Raw genomic sequence first — 18,194 nt, 5'->3', positions numbered from 1 at the left:
GGCTCATTCTAGACTTGCGCGGCTGCCCTTGAGAAGCCGCGGGCACCCAGGTCTTCCAGCAGGGCCCGGGCCGAGGCATAGCGATCCTGGGGCTGCTTGGCCATCAGTTTCTCGATGACGGGCTGCAAAGCCGCATGAGCCGCGGGCAAAAAGGGCGTGGGAGCGGACAAATGCCGGGCCAGGAGCAGATCGAGCGATTCCGCGTGAAACGGCCGCTCGCGGGCCAGCATCTCGAACATCATTACGCCCAGGCTGTACAGATCGGACTGCGGTGTGATCGGCCGGCCGGAGACCTGCTCGGGGCTCAGGTAGTAGGGTGTGCCCACCACGTCGCCATGGCGCGTCTGCGTCAAATCCAGGTGCTCGGCCTCGAGCATCGACTTGGCAATGCCGAAGTCCGCGAGCGCCACGCTGCCGTCGGGCCGCAGCATGATGTTCCCGGGCTTGACGTCGCGATGGATGATCCCCCGCGCGTGGATGGCATCCAGCGCCTGCGCGGTCTGGGAAACGATGTCGACCACACGCTGCTGGCCGATGCCGGCGGTGATCTCGGCGCGCAGGTCGCCGCGCTCGAAATACTCCATGGCGATATAGGCGTGGTCGTCGGTGAAGCCCTGGTCGTAGATGCGGATCACATGCGGATGCGCGATGCTGGAGAGCAGCGCGTATTCCTGGATGAAGCGGGTCAGGTGGTCCGCCGCGGCCTTTCCGCCGGCATCGAGCAACTTGAGCACCACCGGCAGCCGATCGGCTTCGCGCAATGCCAGGAACACCTCGGTCATGCCGCCGGTGCCTATCTTGCGCGTCAGGCGGTAGCCTTTGAGCCGCAGCGGCTCACCGTCCTCGGCGGCACGCTCGGTGAGCGTCGCCATGCCGTGGCGCTTGTCCTCGCTATTGGCGACCAGGCCGGTGATCTCCGCGACGTCCACGAAGCCGTTCTTGCCCCGCACGCGCAGCGACGTCATGCCACCCGTCTGTACGCCCTCGCCCGCGCCGGCCAGCACGGCGCTGCTGGCCACGACCGTCCAGCCCAGCTCCTTGCTCGCCGCTTCCAGTCGGGCCGCGACGTTGACGGTGTCGCCGACCGGCGTGGCTTCCTTGTGCTGCGCCGGACCCAGGCGGCAGATCGCCACTTCACCCGCATGCAGGCCGACACCGATCGCAAAGGGCGGCAGCCCGCGCTGGGCGAACCGCTTATCCATCCAGACGCGAAATTCCTGTGTGGCCCGTGCCATGCCCAGTGCCGCCGAAATAGCCCGGCGCGACGCCGGCAGCGGGGAGCCGCCCAATGTATCGGCGAACACGCCCATCAGGCCGTCACCGAAGAACTTCAGGTACCGGCCACCGTTCTTCAGCACCGGCTCACAGCTGCGCTCGAAGTATTCGGTCAGGAGCTCGGCGACTTCGAGCGAGCTGAGTTTCTCCGCCAGCGAAGTGAAATTGCGGATGTCGGCGAACAGCACCGTCGCCTGGATGGTGGTCACTGCGACATCAACCTGAACAATGCGGCGTCGTCCAGATCCGCCAGGCCGGCCTGCGCCGCTCGCGCGAAGAGGTCGCGTGCGACCGGGCCGAGCTGTGCTTCGAATCCGGCCGCCAACGCCGCCTCTACAGCCAGCCGCGTGTCCTTCTGCAGCAACGTGACATGGGCGCGCGGCTCATAGTCGCCGGCGATCGCGCGGCGCATGCGGTCCGAGCCGATCCAGCTCTGGCCGCTGGATTGCTCGATGACGTCCAGGGTCTTGTCCAGGCGCAATCCCATCCGCTGGGCCATGGCCATCGCCTCCGCTGCGCCCGCGAGGTTGATGCCCGCCAGGAGGTTGTTCACCAGCTTGGTCCGGGCGCCGTCGCCAGGCCGCTCGCTGATGCGAAAGACCTTGCTGCTCAACGCTTCGATCAGTTCGCGCCGCCGCTCGAACTCGGCGTCGGCGCAGGCCACCATGAGACTCATCGTGCCATCCCTGGCGCGTGCGGGACCGCCGGACATGGGCGCATCGATGGCCCCAATGCCTCGCTCGGTGAGGCGCCGGGCAATATCCTCGACGTCCTGTGGGGCGATGGTCGGGCATAACAGCACGGCCTGGCCCGGCCCCATGACCTTCGCGGCTCCGAGCGGGCCGAACAGCACCTGGTCGGCCTGGATCGCGTCGACCACGCACACGATCAGCGCCTGGCACCCGGCAGCCACGCCAGCCGGATCGCTGCGGCCTTGGGCTCCCAATGCTTTCATGGCCCGGACCTTGCCGGCGTCCAGGTCGCACACCTGCACCGGCCAGCCTTGTTCCAGCAGATGCGTGGCCATTCCCCCACCCATATTGCCGACACCGACGATGCTGACCGTGGATTTCATGTGGGCGATTATTGCCCCGCCTGCAGCTCGGCCGCGATGCCTCCGCGGCCGGGTCTCCCCTAAATGGGTGATTCAAAAGATACGTTTTGTTGCCTACGATCGCCACCGGCATTGGGACTGGCGAGGCGGCCTGTTTCGGCAACCCAAGCCCACCCTTTCACAAACAGGCTCACAGGAGGCCCCTATGAAGACCACACCCTCACGGCTGCTTTTCGCGCTAGCGAGTACGGCCATATTTCTAGCGGGTTGCGGCGGTGGCGGTGGAGGATCAAGCCCTGCACCGGACACCAGCTCGACCCTCAGCAGCGTTCCCGTCACCGTCATCGACGGTGTCATCCGAAACGCCACCGTCTGCCTGGACAAGAACCTCAACGGGGCTTGCGACAGCGATGAGCCCTCGGGGCGGACCGACAACGCGGGCAATGTCGTCCTGCAGGTCGAAGCAGCAGACGTCGGCAGGTATCCCGTTCTGGCCGTCGTGGGCACGGACGCGGTGGACGCCGACCATGGGCCTGTGACGCAACCCTTCGTGATGAAGGCCCCGGCGGACCGGACCACCGTGGTCAGCCCGCTGACCACCTTGGTGCAAACCGCGGTCGACAACACCGGCGCGACCAGCGCCGAGGCCGAGACCTCGGTCAAGGCACAACTGGGCATCAATGTCTCGCTGTTCGACGATTTCACCAAGAGTACCAGCACCGACAGCGCCAATGCCGGCGCCATTGCCCGGATGGTCGTCGTGGCCACGCAGGAACAAAGCGCCGCCCTGGCTTCCGCCGTGGGCACCGCAGCGGTCGACGGCACCGTCATCACTCAGGCCGACCTGAACAAGGCGATCGAGCAGAAGATGCTTGAGAACCTGTCTGCGCTGGTGACCGCCACGTCGGATCCGCGAATCCTGGCCGCGACAACGCCGGAAGCCAAAGCAGAAGCCGTCGCCGCGGTAGCCCAGGAACTGGTGGCGGCTCCCGGCACGGGCCTGACGGCCACGGCAGTGGCCACCGTCGTCGCCATCAACAACCAGTCCGCCGCCGGAGCGCCCGCAGTGGACATGCCGAGCGCGGGCTTCACCCTGCGTCAGCTGAATTTCACCAGCGCCCAGGCCTGGTTCGCACGGGTTTTCACCAGCACGCTGGCACAGAACACGCCCGACTCGTCCGGCAATGTCCGCTTCGTGGACCGCCGCAGCCGCAGCAACTCCGGCGTCGTCGCGAAATGGAATACCGGTGGCGACCCGACTCGCCAGGCCGACCTGCATTGGAACGGTGCCAGCTGGGTCAATTGCGGCCTCAATGGCGAGAACCGCAGTTCCGTGCGCGACGCCCAGGGCAGGAGCAGCTACGACTACTGCGACAAGCTGGAAACCGGAGGGAGCAACACCGCGTTCTTCGATATTTCCGGCCGCAGCATGATCGATGTGTACAACCAGGTGACCGGCGCAGGTTTCGCCAACCTGACCATCGCCTCGGCGTCCACTGTGCTGGGCAGCGCCACCTACCCGGTAGGCTCCAAGCTGGGCTATCAGGTCGGCACGCCGCTGACCACCGCACCCGCCTACTACCCGGGCAGCAGCAGCATCGTGGTCAACACGAACGCGGCGGTGGCAGCCGGCAAGACCTCTGCCAGCGACACCACCTCCGCCTGCGCCTCGATCACTCCGAGCACGCCGTCGAGCAGCTATCAATCGCCCGCCACCACGCTCGAGAGCGTCATTGCCGCCAATCCGGGTACGCCCTGCGTGTTCGGCCCCGGCACAGTGGTGGTTTCCACCTCCTTCGGCGGCACCACGACGGTGTCGAGCGGCTCGCGCAATGAGTGGTGGAGCCAGAGTTCGATCAGCGTGGGCGTCCTTGGGACCGCGCCGACCGGCGGGGTGCAGACTTCGTACTGGACGACCAACACCCTGCTGCGGGTGGCCTTCGGTGCAGGCAACGCCGTGAACTACTTCAGTTGCCAGCAACGATCGACCGATGGCTCGTCGCGCAACTGCGACCTGATCGGCACCGGCAACTACACGGTGACGACGCTGGGCGACGCTCGCATCCTGACCCTCGGCAACCCGCCCGCCCAGACCGCCGCACTGACCTACAACCGGGTCTTCGTGGAGCGCGGGGGCAAGGTCTACCTGGGCTACCAGAACAAGCCCACGGCCACCAGCACGGCGCGCCTGAACACGACGGCAGCCGGCGCGCTATTCAGCCAGCTGGGTTTGCCGGCCGTCGATCCGGACACGCCGCTGGCGCTGACGCAGGCGTCCTACCAAGGCGACTGGGTCGTCACCGCGGCCGGCGAGACCGACCCGAGCCAGTCGACCACCTTGCGCCTGTTTGGCAATGGCTCCAGTGCGCAGTGCCTGAGTAACAGCACCAGCCCGGCCACGCAGGAAACCTGCTCGGTATCGGTAACGCCGGCCAGCGGCGCAGTTACCGTCACCTTTGGCGACGGGGTGTTCAGCGGCATCCTGGACTTCCTGGCCGGCGCGGTCAGCGGAACGTTCACGGCGACCGACCCGGCCGAGCCGGTGCAAAGCATAGTCGGCACGCGACGGTAAGCTCTCCCGTCCGGACCAGATGAAGAATGCCCCGCGCGAGCGGGGCATTTTTTTTGCTGCTGACAGTCACCGTTCAAGCAGCCTTGCCCGGCAGCAGGATATCCACCACCGTGCGCCCTGGTTGGCTCTCCAGCGACAACGTGGCGCCGATGGCAGCGGCGCGCTCGTGCATGGAAAGCAGCCCCTGGCGCAGCGGCCGCGCCAGGTCGAAGCCGCAGCCGTCGTCAATGATCTTCAGGTGCGCCCCCTCGCCGCGGGCGCGCGCCTCGATGCGCAACACCCGGGCCCGGGCGTGCTGCAACACGTTGGACAGGGCTTCCAGCACCATGAACTGCAGGTGCCGCATCGCGGACCCGTCGAGGCCGCGCACGGCGGCGATCTCGTCCACATGCCATTGAAGTTCCACGTCCGAGGCGGCGAAACGCGGCTCAAGCCGGTAGCGCATCCCGGCCAGCAAGGCCGTGACGTCGCCGGGCGCCAGGTTCATGGCGTCGATCGACAGCTTCAGCTGGTCCAGCGAGTCGCGCAGCGTCTGCAGCACCTGGTCGCCGTCGGCCCTGCCTGATTCGAGTTGGCGGATCGCCGAGCTGATGTGCGAGCCGACGCCGTCGTGCATGTCGCGCAGGATGCGGGAGCGCTCCGACGCGCGCTCCTGTTCGCGCGCCATCTGCTCGAGCCGTTCGTAGCTCAGGGACAGTTCCTTCTCCTTTTCGGCGACGCGGGCCGACAGGTTGGCCATCAGGTCGCGGGCCTGCACGGTGGCCGACCGGAAGCGCATGATGACGATATAACCCAGCGCCAGCCCGAACAGTACCGACGAGTAGCGAATCCAGGTCGATTGGGAGTAATCGCCGCTGATCCGGATCGCGACCCAGTCACGCACGCCTACCATCACGTTCACAGCTCCCGCCAATCCCACGAGCACGCGCGCCGTGGTCGGGGTACGCAGCGCCGTCACCAGGTAGACCGTGGCATAGCCGATGAAGAAAAGGTTGGCGCAACCCAGCCACGCCGTGAGGAACAGGGGTTTGTTCAGCGCATAGCCCAGGGACGAGGCCAGGATCGAACTGCCGAACAGCGACCAGAGCGTGAGCCGCATCCAGGGCATGCGGGGATGACGGTGCCAGCCCGCCACATGGTGGCAAAACAGCGCGATGCAGCAAATCCAGCCGGCGAATGCGGCCGTCACCACCACGCCCCAGACCGGCCACGGCAGCGGCGGATGGTCGATGGCGATGTCGCCCACGCGCAGGGCCCAGCAGAATTCGGCAACGCCGGCGCTCAGGTAGATGCTGTCGCGCACATGCGTATCGCGCCCAGGGTCGGACTGCGTCGCCCACAGGACCAGCGCAATCGTTCCCACCAGCAGGCTGAAGACCGCCACCACCAGCGAGGCGGACATGCGCCAGCGGGACGCCTGCGCGAACAGTGGCCTGACTTCGTGGTCCGGGCCGACCACCAGCGATGACAGCCCGCCGCGCCGCCCACCGTCGGCTCGCACGTGGATCCGGAGCAGGTTCTCCCGCTCCAGCAGGCGCGCCGGGATCGGCAGGTACTGGGGCGCCTTGGAATAGTCGGCGGCGTTGCTTTGACGGATATCGCCCAGTTGGGCCAGCAGGCTGTCATTGAGCCAGATCTCGGCGCTGTTGCCGACGCGCGCGAGGTACAGGCCCCAAGGCTGGTCCACCTGCCCGGAAATGCTGAATGGAATCTCGAAGGTGGCCTGGGCCGGGCGGGTGCCTTGTTCGCGATCCAGATGGTAGGGCAGCACCACCTGGGTGAGTGTCGTAGCGCCCGCTACCGAAATCGTGGCGCGGGCCTGCGTCAGTTCAATCGTCGCCGCGCCGGCGGCCAGCGCCAGGACGGCGAAAAGGCCCGCTGCAATATTCCTCAACACGCGACAGTTCATGGCCGCATGGTAGCGGCCGCGCGCTCCTCACGTCCTGCCCGGCGGCCTCAGCAGACCCATCTGGGTGGCCTCGTACACCGCTTCGCTCTTCGAGCTCACGGCCAGCTTGCCGTACAAGCTCTTGATGTGGCTCTTGATCGTATGCACGCTGACGGACTTCAGCCGGGCGATGTCGGCATAGGAAAAGCCGCGCGCGATCAGCTCCAGCACCTCGTGTTCGCGCGGCGAGAGTGCACGCCCGCCCGGCGCGGCCGGGACCGGCTGCGCCGCAGCTGGCGGCTCCTCGCGGAAACCGCGGTATTTCGCGAGCACGCGGCGGGCGATCATCGGCGAGATGGGTGAGCCGCCGTCCTTCATTTCGAGGATGGTCAGCGCGATGTCGTCCGGGGTCGAGTCCTTGTGGATGTACCCCAGGGCGCCCGCCTCGATACTGGCCAGCACGTTTTCCTCGTCGCCGAACATGGATATGACCAAGACCTCGCACGCAGGGTTGCGGGCCATCGCGTGACGGATACCAGCCAGCCCGCTGCCGTCCGGCAGCCCGAGGTCGGTCAGGAGCACGTCCACCTTGTGCGAGGGGTCGTCGAGCCACGTCTTCGCCTGCGCCAGCGTTCCCACGCCGGCGGCCAGGACCAGCCGGTCGCTGCGAGAGACGGCCTCGGCGAAAAAGGCCAGGGTCGTCGGATCGTCCTCAACTATCAGTACTTGCCACACTCGAGCCGCCCGTCGTTGCCAGATGGATAGCGGCCGAGCATACGCTCCTCATCCGCGGAAAGCCCCTGATGCGTACCCCCCTTTCGGGGGATGCAAACACGGGGCATTTCTTGTCCTAGCTCTGCACCAGCCGCTTGGTCCGGGCAATGGACATCAGGATGCCCAGGCCCATGCCCAGTGTCACCATGGCGGTGCCGCCGTAGCTGATGAAGGGCAATGGCACGCCGACCACAGGCAGGATCCCGCTCACCATGCCCATGTTGACGAAGGCATAGGTGAAGAAAATCATGGTGATGGCGCCTGCGAGCAGGCGCGAGAAGACCGACGAGGCCTCCAGCGCAATGGCCAGGCCCCGCAGCAGCAGGAAAGCGAAACCGGCGATCAGGCACAGGTTGCCGACGAGTCCGAACTCTTCGGAGTAGGCGGCGAAGATGAAGTCGGTGGTGCGCTCAGGGATGAATTCCAGGTGGGTCTGCGTGCCTTGCATGAAGCCCTTGCCGAACATGCCGCCGGAGCCGATGGCGATCATGCCCTGGATGATGTGGAAGCCTTTGCCCAGCGGGTCCTTGCCCGGGTCGAGCAGGGTGCAGATGCGCTGCTGCTGGTAGTCGTGCAGCAGCGGCCAACGCACGCCCTCGGCGCACAACTGCGACTCGAACACGATCAGCAAGATGGCTGCCGTCAGTCCAAGCAGCACCGGCGGAACGATCAGTTTCCACGACAGCCCCGCGAAAAACATCACGGAGACGCCGGCCACCAGCACCAGGATGGCGGTGCCGAGGTCGGGCTGCTTCATGATCAGGCCCACCGGCACGACCAGCAGCAGCGCGGCGAACACGAAGTCGGTCGCGCGCAACTGGCCCTCGCGTTTCTGGAACCACCAGGCCAGCATCAGCGGCATCGCGATCTTCAGTATTTCGCTGGGCTGGATCACGATGCCCACGTTGACCCAGCGCCTGGCCCCCTTTTTGGTGATGCCGAACACCGCCACCGCCACCAGCAACCCCACGCCCACCACATAGAGCGGCACGGCAAAACTCATGAGCCGCTGCGGCGGCACCTGGGCTACGACGAACATGAGCATGCCGGCGATGAGCATGTTGCGCCCGTGGTCCATGAAGCGCGAACCATGGTCGAAGCCCGACGAATACATCGTCAGCAGGCCGGCGCAGGCCAGGAGGAAGACCGCGAAGGCCAGCGGGCCGTCGAAGCCGTGCAGCATCGGCGCGGCGCGCTGCAGGAAGGAGGGTTTGTCGAATACTGCGGACATAGGTTGGAATTATCGGCGACGCGTTGGGGAGCGGCCCGCATCTGCCAAAAGGAGTAGCCCTGGCCCGCTCATCAGAGGTTAGCATTTGGCTTCTCACAGGGGCAAAGAAATGAAAATCCTCGTTGTCGATGACCATGCGCTGTTTCGAGCGGGCGTCGTACAGGCACTGCATGCGAACGACCCCTCGGCCGAGATCGTGGAATGCGGCCTGATCGATACCGCGCTAGAGCGGGTGGAGGCGGGCCTGCAGGTGGACCTGATGGTTCTGGACCTCCACATGCCGGGCTACACGGGGCTTTCGGCCCTGCAGCGCGCCCGCGCTTCGTGTCCGGAGATCCCGGTGCTGGTGCTGTCGGGCCAGGACGATCCCGGCACCATCCAGCACTGCATCGACATGGGAGCGTGCGGCTTTCTGCCGAAGGCCGCGCCTGCCGAGGCCCTGCAACAGGCGCTGAAGCTGGTGCTGTCGGGCGGCGTGTTCCTGCCCGCCAGTTGCCTCAGCATTGCGTCGGCCGGGACGCCCAACGGCCGCGACGCCGCCGACCGGTGGAGCAGGCTGGGCGTGCACCTGACAGAGCGCCAGCGCGAGGTGCTGCTGGCGCTGATCCAGGGCAAGCCGAACAAGGTGATCGCCCGGGACCTGGGCATCTCGGACGGCACCGTCAAAACGCATATCGCGCACATCTTCGATGCGCTGGGCCTCACCAATCGAACCCAGGCCGTCTATGCGGTGGCCCGTGCGGGGCTGAGCATCCACGACCTGGCCGCGGGACCGCAGGACAAGAGAGAGGCGCTCGCCAGGTAAAAACGGCCTCAGGCCACGGTTGCTGAATCCTGGGCCGGCGCCTGCAGCGGCGCGGGCAGCGGAAAACCGGGCAAGCGGATGACGGCCTGTGGCTGCTGGCCGAGAGCCGCCTCCCAGGTCCACAGGTCGCGCCCGTAGGTGATCTCGAAACCCACCGGAAGCTTGCGCACCGAGATGCGGCCCCAACCGGAACCTCTCGCCCCCTCCGCTCCTGCGGGCACCGCCATGTCCATGGTGCCGCTGCGCAACCGGATGTTCTCTTCCAGGTCCAGCGCTTCCGGGGTGGCATTGGCGTAGGGCAGCGGCGCATACAACGGCGGTGCGACGATCGCGGCCCCCACGATCCTGCCGTCGCAGCGGATTTCCGCCGCGGCGCTCACGTGATAGTCCCCCGACAGCAGCAGGAATGCGCCGCCGGCGTGCTGCACCAGCATTTCCAGCAACTCGCTGCGTTCCTGCGGCGCGTACTGCCAGGTATCGATGACGCCGGGATTGGCGGGATCGGCATCCGGTCGCAGGCCCGGCAGCACTACCGAGCCCGACGCGACGACATTCAGGCAATCGCGCGCCTCAGGCGCCTGCAGCCAGTTGCGCAGGCTCGCCATGACGCCGGGGCTGACGATCGAGGGCGAATTGCGTTGGCGAGCAAACCGGGTATCGATCACAAAGACCCGTACGCAGCCATGCTGGTACGCATAAGAGCGGTAACTGCCGCCGCGCTGGAAGCGCTGGAATGCCGTCAATGCATTGGTGGCCACCCGGAATGCGCGCTTCTGTCTCGACGCGAATCCGGAATTGGAAGTCCAGTCCGGCCAGCGCTCCTTGACCAGCGGACTGCCGCTCGGGTATGCGTCTATCCACTCGTGGTCGTCCGGAGTCATGTAGGTGGGCAGCGTTCGCAGCAATCGGCGCATGCCGGGGGCGGAGAAGGCGGTTTCGTGCCGCTCGTAAAAACGCTCCAGCGGACTGGTCGGGTCGACCAACCCGGCGGTCGCGTCGGCATAGATCTGGTCGCCCAGGAGCATCGCAAAGGCCAGCGGCTCCTTTTCATGTTCGCACAGCATGCGGTCCACGCTTCGGTCCACGCGGCCCTGGTCCGGGCCGAACCCCGGATGGCGGCAGCAGGCCACGGAAAAACTCACGTCCGCTCCGCTCCCAAGGGTCGCCAACGCGGCGGTAGGTACAGCCACCTCGGCAGCGTCGAACCCGATGTAACGGCGTCCGCCGCTGCCCTGGCCGACCGGCGCCGGTCCCCGGGTCTGGCCAAGCACCGTCTCGAAAAACCTGTCGATGGCCTCGTCGTCCGGGTGGTCCGGCAGCGGCTCGACAGCCGGATGACTGACTTGATGCAAGGAAAGGACTTGGAGTGACCCTTCGGCCGCGTCTTTGTCGAGCAGGACGTCGACACGCACCGCACGCAGCACCACCGCACCCTTGTTCCCCGGCCCGCTCGCCTGCTGGTCCTCGCCGTGGCCCCTCGCATCGTAAAAGCTGTATCGCCACTGCTCCGGCGGCAGGCTGGTCCACTTGCCGCCGGGCTTGCGATACCGCACCAGCACACGCGGCTGCGCGGTGTCGCCGAGCGCGGCGCCTTCCTTGTCGTCAAGGATGAACGACAGCCGCATGGCGATGCGGCCATTTTCCGGGCGCACCCACCCCAGGAACGGCCCGATTCTTGGCGCCCGCAAGGTCCAGCCGACCGGCCCTGCCGCAGCCACCCTGTGAGGGCCTGCCTGGAATGCCTTGTCGAAGAATGCCGATACGCGCGGGTAAACGTCCGCGGGGGCATCCTGCCCGATCAGTACGTCCACATGGCCATATCCCTGGACGATGCCGGCCTCGGGCGCGAACTGATCGATCCATTCCGGATGGATGGCGCGCAACATCTGGTACGAGTGTCTGGCGCTGTCGACGTCGAACAGTTCATTCTTTTCGCCGTGCAGAAGCTGGATCGGAAAGGCCAGGTGCTTGCGGATATGGGCTTCCGTCACGTAGACGTTGACGCCATCCTCGTCCACCAGTTTCCCCTTCTCCACGAACCGGCGGGCATGCGCGAACAAGCGGATGTTCGCGTCGCCGAACAGCCGGTTCATGGCCAGGAACGTGGCATCGTTGATATTCTTGTGCAGGAAAAGCGGCGCCTCGATATAGCGGATCCGCCTGCAAGTCGCCGCGGCGTCGTCATCGCCGCGCGGACGCCGGCTTTCCCCGGGAGGCGCGGGCATGCTCGCGAAGACGCGGTCCATGAGCGGCGCAAACCATCCGTCCTGTCCGCCTCGAACGGAAAAGGGCACCGTGCCGCGGTTGAACAGCGAGCGCAGCAGCGCGGGCACCCAGGTCTTCGCGCGCGTCACCGGGGAGCCGACCATCCAGGGGTGAACCTGGCTGAACATCGCATGCGAAATCATGGACAACTGCGGGGTGGCAACGCCTTTTGCCGCAGCCGCCGTGCCCGCCGGCGCCTTGCCATAGCTCAATTTTCCGGACAGCAGCGACATCCACAGCGCAGCCGCCCCTATGCACTGGGCGAACGCGCAAATCTGCACGGGGTGATGCGCCTGCAGTTCGTCCTTCAGCAGCGCCGTGATCTTGCACACGGCTGCAGGAATGTCGTACTGGGCGATCTGATCCACCGTCGAGGGCTGCAGCGCATAGGCGGTGCGCGTGGACATTCGGGTTTCGAGGACCCACACCTCATAGCCTTGCTCGTAGAAGTGCTCGGCAAGATTCCGGCCGGTTTGCTTGAAGGTGAACGAAAGGCCGGACTGCCCGAAGGCGTGCACCAGCAGAACGGACTTCGCGCGGGCGACGGGAATACCGAGCCATTCCGCCTCCGGGTTCACCTCGGGCCGCCCGGTCTCCCGCCGCCTGTAACGCCACAGGGGCAAGCGCAACGAGCCCTGCGGTTCGTCGCCTTGATCGCTGGTCGACTTGCCGCGCTCCACATCCTCGAGCCATACCAGTTCCGGCACGATGCCCGGATCCGACGCCGCTGCACCCGGCACGCGCAGCCGCGTGTCTTCCTGCGAGGCGCTGTCGGACACAGGAAGGCCGGAATAGTTGGGCAGGCGGAAATCCAGCAGGCGCGTCTTGAGGGCGAAACGCAGGAACAGCAGCGGGTACGAGGCCAGGGCCAGCATGCCGGAAGTGCTGTCACCCCTCTCGAGCAACTCCATGGCGCCGGGCCGCGAGCGTCCAGCGGCGTCGCTGCGGCTTGTGGCGAGCAGGTTGTCGAACCCCATGCTGAAGCGACCTCTTGCCAGCGCCGGCCACCAGGAACGCCGGCCTGCGCGGACCACCCGCACATCGGCGTCCATCACCTGCTCCCAGAAGGTGGGACGCAGCTGCGGGCTGCGCCCCAGCAGCCAGCTCACGAACTCGCCCAGGCTGGCCCGGTAGGCCACCCGCTTGGTGGCATAAAGCGTGATGCGGCCGGCCACCCTCGGGCCCTTGCCCTTGCCCTGCCCGGCCTCGCCAGGCACCGTTTTGCGGCGCATGTGGATGCGGTAGCGCATCACGCGCTTTTCGGTCGCGTGGATCCATTGCTTGAGCAGTCCGGGAAACCGGAAGAGCCATTGCCGGAGCGATCGCAAAACGGGTACCGCCTGGTCGCGGTCGCGCCAGTCGTTCGCGCCGCGCAGCACCAACCAGGTCAGAACCGTCCGCCAAAAGGGAAGGAGCACCACGGCGATGGCGGCGACGATGAGGGCCGCCGCGAGAATCGCAAATGCCTTGGCCGTGAACCCGTGGTTAACGGCGATCGCTATCGCGGCCAGCACCATTACCGGCAACGCGGCCAGTTCGAGCAGGGAACGCATCAGCAGCCATGGCCCGGCACTGCCCCAGTTCGCGGGCAGGGGCTCGAAGATGTTGCTTTCGCCTTCGCTTTCGTAGACCAGGGCCGCCGCCTCGGAGCCGCTGGGATCGTCGCCGCACCCGAACGCGAGCTCGGCCTTGGGGGCGATGCCGTGGCGCTCCTGGCGCATCGCCTGCAGCAGGTTCGGCGCCTCGAAGCTGGCGGAAAACCGGGCGACTACGCGGGGGCCCCGCAGTACATCGGCCAGTTCCCCGCCGATCTCGATGGCCCGCCCCACCAGCACTTCGTTCAGCCTGGCGCTCACAGCCACATCCGTGGAGGGCATGATCCGGGGCGACCGGGCGGGCGAAGCCGCAGGCTGCGGCGGTGTCCTGCGGACGTCGTTGGCAGGCAAATGAGCCATCACCCTCTCCGCCAGGGCCGTGATGGTCAGCAGCGGATTGCACCCCAGCGATGTCGGAACGATGGAGCCGTCGATCACGTACAGGCCTTTGTAGGTGCGCGGCGAATTCGCGTAGCCTTCGTTCAAGGGCGGTTGCACCGCATCGGCGCTCACGAATCTCCGGCCTGGGTCGTGCATCCACACTCGCCCCAGGTGATCGACCACACCGTTGTCCGGGTGCTCGCTCATCACGCAGCCGCCCAGCGGATGCACGGTGGTGATGGTCTGAGGCGGTTTGGGTCCGTCCATCGCGTCCAGGGCGGCCTCGGGCAGCACTCGCCACAGCGGGTTATGGACGTGCTTCTTGCCCATCTTGTCGAACAGCCGTTGCTGCTCGACATACACCCCCAGCTGTTCGGGATTCAGGAGATACGGCGCCGACCGGTCATCGCCCTCGAGCCAGACGATCCGGCCCGGCGAACCGTCGTGCCCCATCGCCAGGAGCACCTGTGTGTGGTCGGCCATCGTCCCGGCCGCCAAGGGATCCTCGGCATCCTTGCCGCGCGGGCCGAAGGGGCGTTCGAACCACCAGTCTCCCAGCTGCTTGAGCGACCAGGCAGTGGCGAGGAGCTCACGATAGGCCTGGGCGATCGCCGTGGGAATCGCGGCGTCCTGGATCAGGATCCTTTTTTCCAGGGGCTGGTGCCGGCCGCGCAGATCGATCATGCCGGTGATCGTCGGCCCGACGATGTGGTCGCGCTGCGGGGCAGTCCCGTCACGGTCCCACGCATCCCATTCCCGCAGGCCTTTGTCACCGAGACCCACGCTGTTGGCGATGTCGGGCTCGTTGGCGCTGACCGAAATACTGTCGCCGTTCCCTGAAAGGCGCGTGCCCAGCGCGGGCGAAAACGCCAGGCAGCGGTCTGCCAGCGCCTGGGATCGTTGCAGCAGCTGGGTGGAGCCGAAGGTGCCTGCACACAGGTACAGCCTGGGCGCGGTGAGCTTGCGGGCGGTCGGGGCCGGCGATTTTTCGTTGAACAACTCACGCGTCGACAGGTACTGATGCTGAACGTCGGTTGAAAACACCCGAACCGTCCAGCCCCGGTGCTGATTTTCGGTGCCACTGCGCTCGAACCGGTAGACCTCCGCCTGCGTGACGATCTGCACCAGACCGGTCTTCATCGCCTTTTGCAGGTAGGTCGCCGCCAGCGCCTTCTTGGCATCGGGACGATTGCACCCGGCCGCGCAATCGCCGCAACGGGCGCAGCGAGATGGGTCGATCGTCAGTTCGGCCGTCTTGTATACGCCGCCCTCTCCCAGCCGCTCTCCCAGCCGCTGCAGCGCCACGGACTTGCAAAGGGCCTGGTTGCCAGGAAGGCCTGATTCCCACAGCGCGCTTCCCAATTCGGAGCGGGCCTGGTCGAAGTACCGCTGCAGCGCCCATTCGTCGTCGGTTTTTCCTTCCCGATCCCGGAGCGCCGCCGGCCACTGCGGCTGGTCGAAAACGTCCTTGTCGGGCTGGATGACCACGCCGGCATTGATCAGGCTGCCGCCGCCCAAGCCGTTGCCGGTGACCCCGACCAGGCCCTGGCCGACGTGGACTTCGACCAGCCCGGAGGCACGGCCCGCCGGCACGCCCCTGCCCGGCAGGTTGACGCGGAAATACTTCGGTACCAGGGAGAAGTCGTTGGGAAAATCGCCGGGAAGGTACTCGCTGCCGCGTTCGATAACGAGCGTGCGATAGCCTTTTTCGGCGAGCCGCAGGGCCGCGACGCTGCCGCCATAGCCCGAGCCCACGACGATCGCATCGAAAGCGGGGGCGTCGGCGCCGTCGGCCCAGTTCCATTTTTCAAAGCCCGCAACCCAGTCGCGCCAGGAGACCGACAGGGGCTGCGCGCCCGCGTCTTTCGCTTCCTTCTTGTTCACGGGTACTCCATCGGTTGCTGGGCGCCGGCAGGCAAGGCCGAGCAGATGTGTTCCATCAGCTGCTGCGGCGCCACGGGCTTCTGCAGCACCGGAATGCCGTAGCCGTCGAGGGCAAGATGGCGCTCGCCGGAAACGATGACAGCCGGCACCGCGCCATATTCCGTGCGCAGCCGCTGGATCGCCGCGAGGCCATTGCCGCTGGCCAGGCGGTAGTCGGCCACGATGAAATCAGGCGTCGCGCCGGCGTCGCGCAAGGAAGACAGCAGCTGGTCCAGGCCCGAAGCACAGATCACCCGGCCGCCGGCCTCCTCCAGCCAGAGCTTGAGCGCCTCACGGGCGATCCGGTCGTCCTCGATCACGGCCACGGTGATGCCCGCCAGCGCCGCCAAGCGCTCGGCGCGGGCCGTGGAGACGCTCGTGATGCTGGCCATGGGCAGGCGCAGCGCGATCCGCGTCCCGGCTCCCACCCTCGATTCCAACGTGAGTTCGGCACCCATCAGGCCGGCCATGTGCTTGCAGATCGCGAGCCCCAGGCCGATTCCCTCAGCCTCGGCGACGCTGGCGGAGCGCCCGCGGAAAAAGGCGTTGCAGGCCTGCTTGAGATCGGAAGCGTCCATCCCGATGCCCTGGTCGCGTACCTCGATGAGCGCGTGCGATGCCTGGGAGGAAATCTCGAGCACGATCTCTCCCTTGAGCGAAAACTTGTAGGCGTTGTCCAGCAGGTTGCGAAGAATGCGTTCAAGCAACACCGCGTCGGCCGAAACCGTCAGACCGCCGGCGTCCGGAGGTGCCTTGATGCGAAAGAACAGCCCCTTGACCGCGCATTTCTCGGGGAAACCCAGGCTGGCGCCCTGCACCAGCTGCTCGACGTGAAGGGGCTGGAGCGCGACCTTCATCGTCCCGGCGTCGATCTGCGCCAGGTCGACCAGTCCCTTGAACATGGAGTCGATGGATTCCGCCGTGCGCGCCATCTGCAGGGCCACTGTTTCCCGCCTGTCGGTGTCGGATGAACGGCGAAAGATATCGGCGAGCAGCAACAACGCCTGTACCGGCTGGCGCAGGTCGTGGCTTGCGGCGCCAAGAAAGCGCGATCGGGAACGCTGGGCCTCCTGTTGCATGGCGAGCGAGGTGCGCAGCTGCCCGACCAGGTCGGCGTTGGCCCGGCCCAGCTGCACCGTATCGCTCAACTGCATCCAGATCGTGCGTGCCAGGCGCGCCAGCATCAGGCCGCCCAGGATCATGGCCAGCCCGATGATGATCAGGTCACGGCTATTGGCGTGCCACATCCACCCCACATACACGGTCGCGAGGCACGCGAAGATGTAGGCTAGGTAGATCCTGGGCTGCACGGCGAGCACCGAAACCGCCAGGGCGATCCATCCCACCATGACAATGGTCAGGACGCCGATGTCCGCGACGGACAGGAAGCGTGCGAACAGCGGAACGCAGGCCACCGCCATCCATCCCGTCACCGCGGATACGGCGGCAATCAGGAACAGGCTGCGCCGCGTCGCACCCTGCCGGGCGACCTGCCTCTCGAAGTAGACCTGCCTGCCGATGAAGCCGGCAGCAACGATGCCGTACCACGCCAGGTACGGCGCCCATCCCGCCGCCGGAACGAACAGGAAACCGAACATGGCGCCCAGCACGATGGCGGTCGCCGCTCCGGCCCGCGACTGGGGCAGGATCATGGCAATGCTGCGCGCGATCAGTTCGTCGCTCGCGTCGGCGCTGGCGGCGGTGGTATCCCCCTGGCTCATCCCATTCCTCGGTGCTGCGCGAGTGTCGCCGGAAACGCGTCACCCGCCAACCCCCGGAATGGCGGATATGGTTAACCCTGGACCTCGAGTATGGGAACATCCCGCATGGCCGTCACCCACTTGCTCTATCTCCACGGTTTCCGCTCCTCGCCCCAGTCCACCAAGGCCCGCCAGGTGGCGGCGCGGGTCGCTGGGCGCCACCCGCAGGTGACTTGGTGGTGTCCGCAACTGCCGCCCTCCCCCAGAGCGGCAATTGACATGGTTATGGAAGGCATCGCGGCATGGCCGAGGCCGCACATGGCGGTGGTGGGCTCGTCGCTGGGCGGTTTCTACGCCACCTGCGTGGCCGAAGCGATCGGCTGCAAGGCCGTGCTTCTCAATCCCGCCGTCCACCCTTCACGCGACCTGGCCAAGTACGTCGGCGAGCAGACGGCCTGGCACGACCCGGGCGAGCATTTCTTCTTCGAGCCGCATTTCGTGGACGAACTGCGGGCGCTCGAAGGCGGGCAGCTCGCCCGCCCGGAGAACTACTTCGCGGTGATCGCCAAGGGCGACGAGGTGCTGGATTGGCGGGAGATGACCGGCCGCTATCCGGGTGCCCGGATCAAGTTGCTGGAAGCAAGCGACCATGCGCTGTCGGACTTCGACAGCCACATCGACGAAGTGTTCGATTTCCTCGATCTGGCCTGAAACATCTGCATGGGACAATC

The 18,194-nt window shown here is 66.5% G+C and carries 10 protein-coding genes; 3 read left to right on the top strand and 7 right to left on the bottom strand.

Annotated elements, in window-relative coordinates:
• Positions 1-8: 8 nt before the first annotated feature.
• Both HNE04_RS10725 and HNE04_RS10720 read right to left on the bottom strand, forming a co-directional pair.
• The gene (locus HNE04_RS10725; RefSeq protein ID WP_172218659.1) at positions 9-1,484 is read right to left on the bottom strand and encodes a protein kinase domain-containing protein; all 1,476 of its coding nucleotides are present in this window, start codon (positions 1,482-1,484) and stop codon (positions 9-11) included.
• Positions 1,481-2,350, bottom strand: a complete 870-nt coding sequence (locus HNE04_RS10720) for an NAD(P)-dependent oxidoreductase (RefSeq protein WP_172218657.1) — start codon at positions 2,348-2,350, stop codon at positions 1,481-1,483. The genes HNE04_RS10725 and HNE04_RS10720 overlap by 4 nt, the downstream gene beginning before the upstream one ends.
• Positions 2,351-2,534: 184 nt before the next feature.
• Here HNE04_RS10720 and HNE04_RS10715 point away from each other — a divergent pair, with 184 nt between their 5' ends.
• Positions 2,535-4,901 (top strand): hypothetical protein, encoded by a 2,367-nt coding sequence (locus HNE04_RS10715; protein ID WP_172218655.1) that lies wholly within the window; start codon positions 2,535-2,537, stop codon positions 4,899-4,901.
• Between the two features lie 73 nt (positions 4,902-4,974).
• Here the strand turns inward: HNE04_RS10715 and HNE04_RS10710 are convergent, their stop codons facing one another.
• The 3 genes from HNE04_RS10710 to rodA form a co-directional block, all read right to left on the bottom strand.
• Positions 4,975-6,810, bottom strand: coding sequence for a sensor histidine kinase (locus HNE04_RS10710; protein WP_172218652.1), 1,836 nt, complete (start codon positions 6,808-6,810; stop codon positions 4,975-4,977).
• Positions 6,811-6,837: 27 nt separating this feature from the next.
• Positions 6,838-7,524 carry a response regulator transcription factor gene (locus tag HNE04_RS10705; RefSeq protein WP_172218650.1) on the bottom strand — a complete coding sequence of 229 codons (687 nt, stop codon included), beginning with the start codon at positions 7,522-7,524 and terminating at the stop codon, positions 6,838-6,840.
• Positions 7,525-7,639: 115 nt separating this feature from the next.
• Positions 7,640-8,794 (bottom strand): rod shape-determining protein RodA, encoded by a 1,155-nt coding sequence (gene rodA, locus HNE04_RS10700; protein ID WP_172218648.1) that lies wholly within the window; start codon positions 8,792-8,794, stop codon positions 7,640-7,642.
• A gap of 109 nt (positions 8,795-8,903) precedes the next feature.
• Here rodA and HNE04_RS10695 point away from each other — a divergent pair, with 109 nt between their 5' ends.
• Entirely contained in the window at positions 8,904-9,599 is a 696-nt protein-coding gene (locus HNE04_RS10695; RefSeq protein WP_172218646.1) for a response regulator, read from the top strand.
• 8 nt (positions 9,600-9,607) lie between these two features.
• Here the strand turns inward: HNE04_RS10695 and HNE04_RS10690 are convergent, their stop codons facing one another.
• On the bottom strand, positions 9,608-15,724 hold the full coding sequence (locus HNE04_RS10690; protein WP_172218644.1) for an alkaline phosphatase D family protein: 6,117 nt from the start codon (positions 15,722-15,724) through the stop codon (positions 9,608-9,610).
• Entirely contained in the window at positions 15,721-17,484 is a 1,764-nt protein-coding gene (locus tag HNE04_RS10685; protein ID WP_172218642.1) for an ATP-binding response regulator, read from the bottom strand. The genes HNE04_RS10690 and HNE04_RS10685 overlap by 4 nt, the downstream gene beginning before the upstream one ends.
• A 105-nt stretch (positions 17,485-17,589) precedes the next feature.
• Here HNE04_RS10685 and HNE04_RS10680 point away from each other — a divergent pair, with 105 nt between their 5' ends.
• Entirely contained in the window at positions 17,590-18,174 is a 585-nt protein-coding gene (locus HNE04_RS10680) for a YqiA/YcfP family alpha/beta fold hydrolase (RefSeq protein ID WP_172218640.1), read from the top strand.
• The last annotated feature ends 20 nt before the right edge of the window (positions 18,175-18,194 follow it).

Source organism: Caenimonas soli, assembly GCF_013155545.1.
In the GTDB taxonomy this organism is placed as follows: Bacteria; Pseudomonadota; Gammaproteobacteria; order Burkholderiales; family Burkholderiaceae_C; genus Ramlibacter; species Ramlibacter soli.
This window is presented reverse-complemented; position numbering and strand designations above follow the sequence as displayed.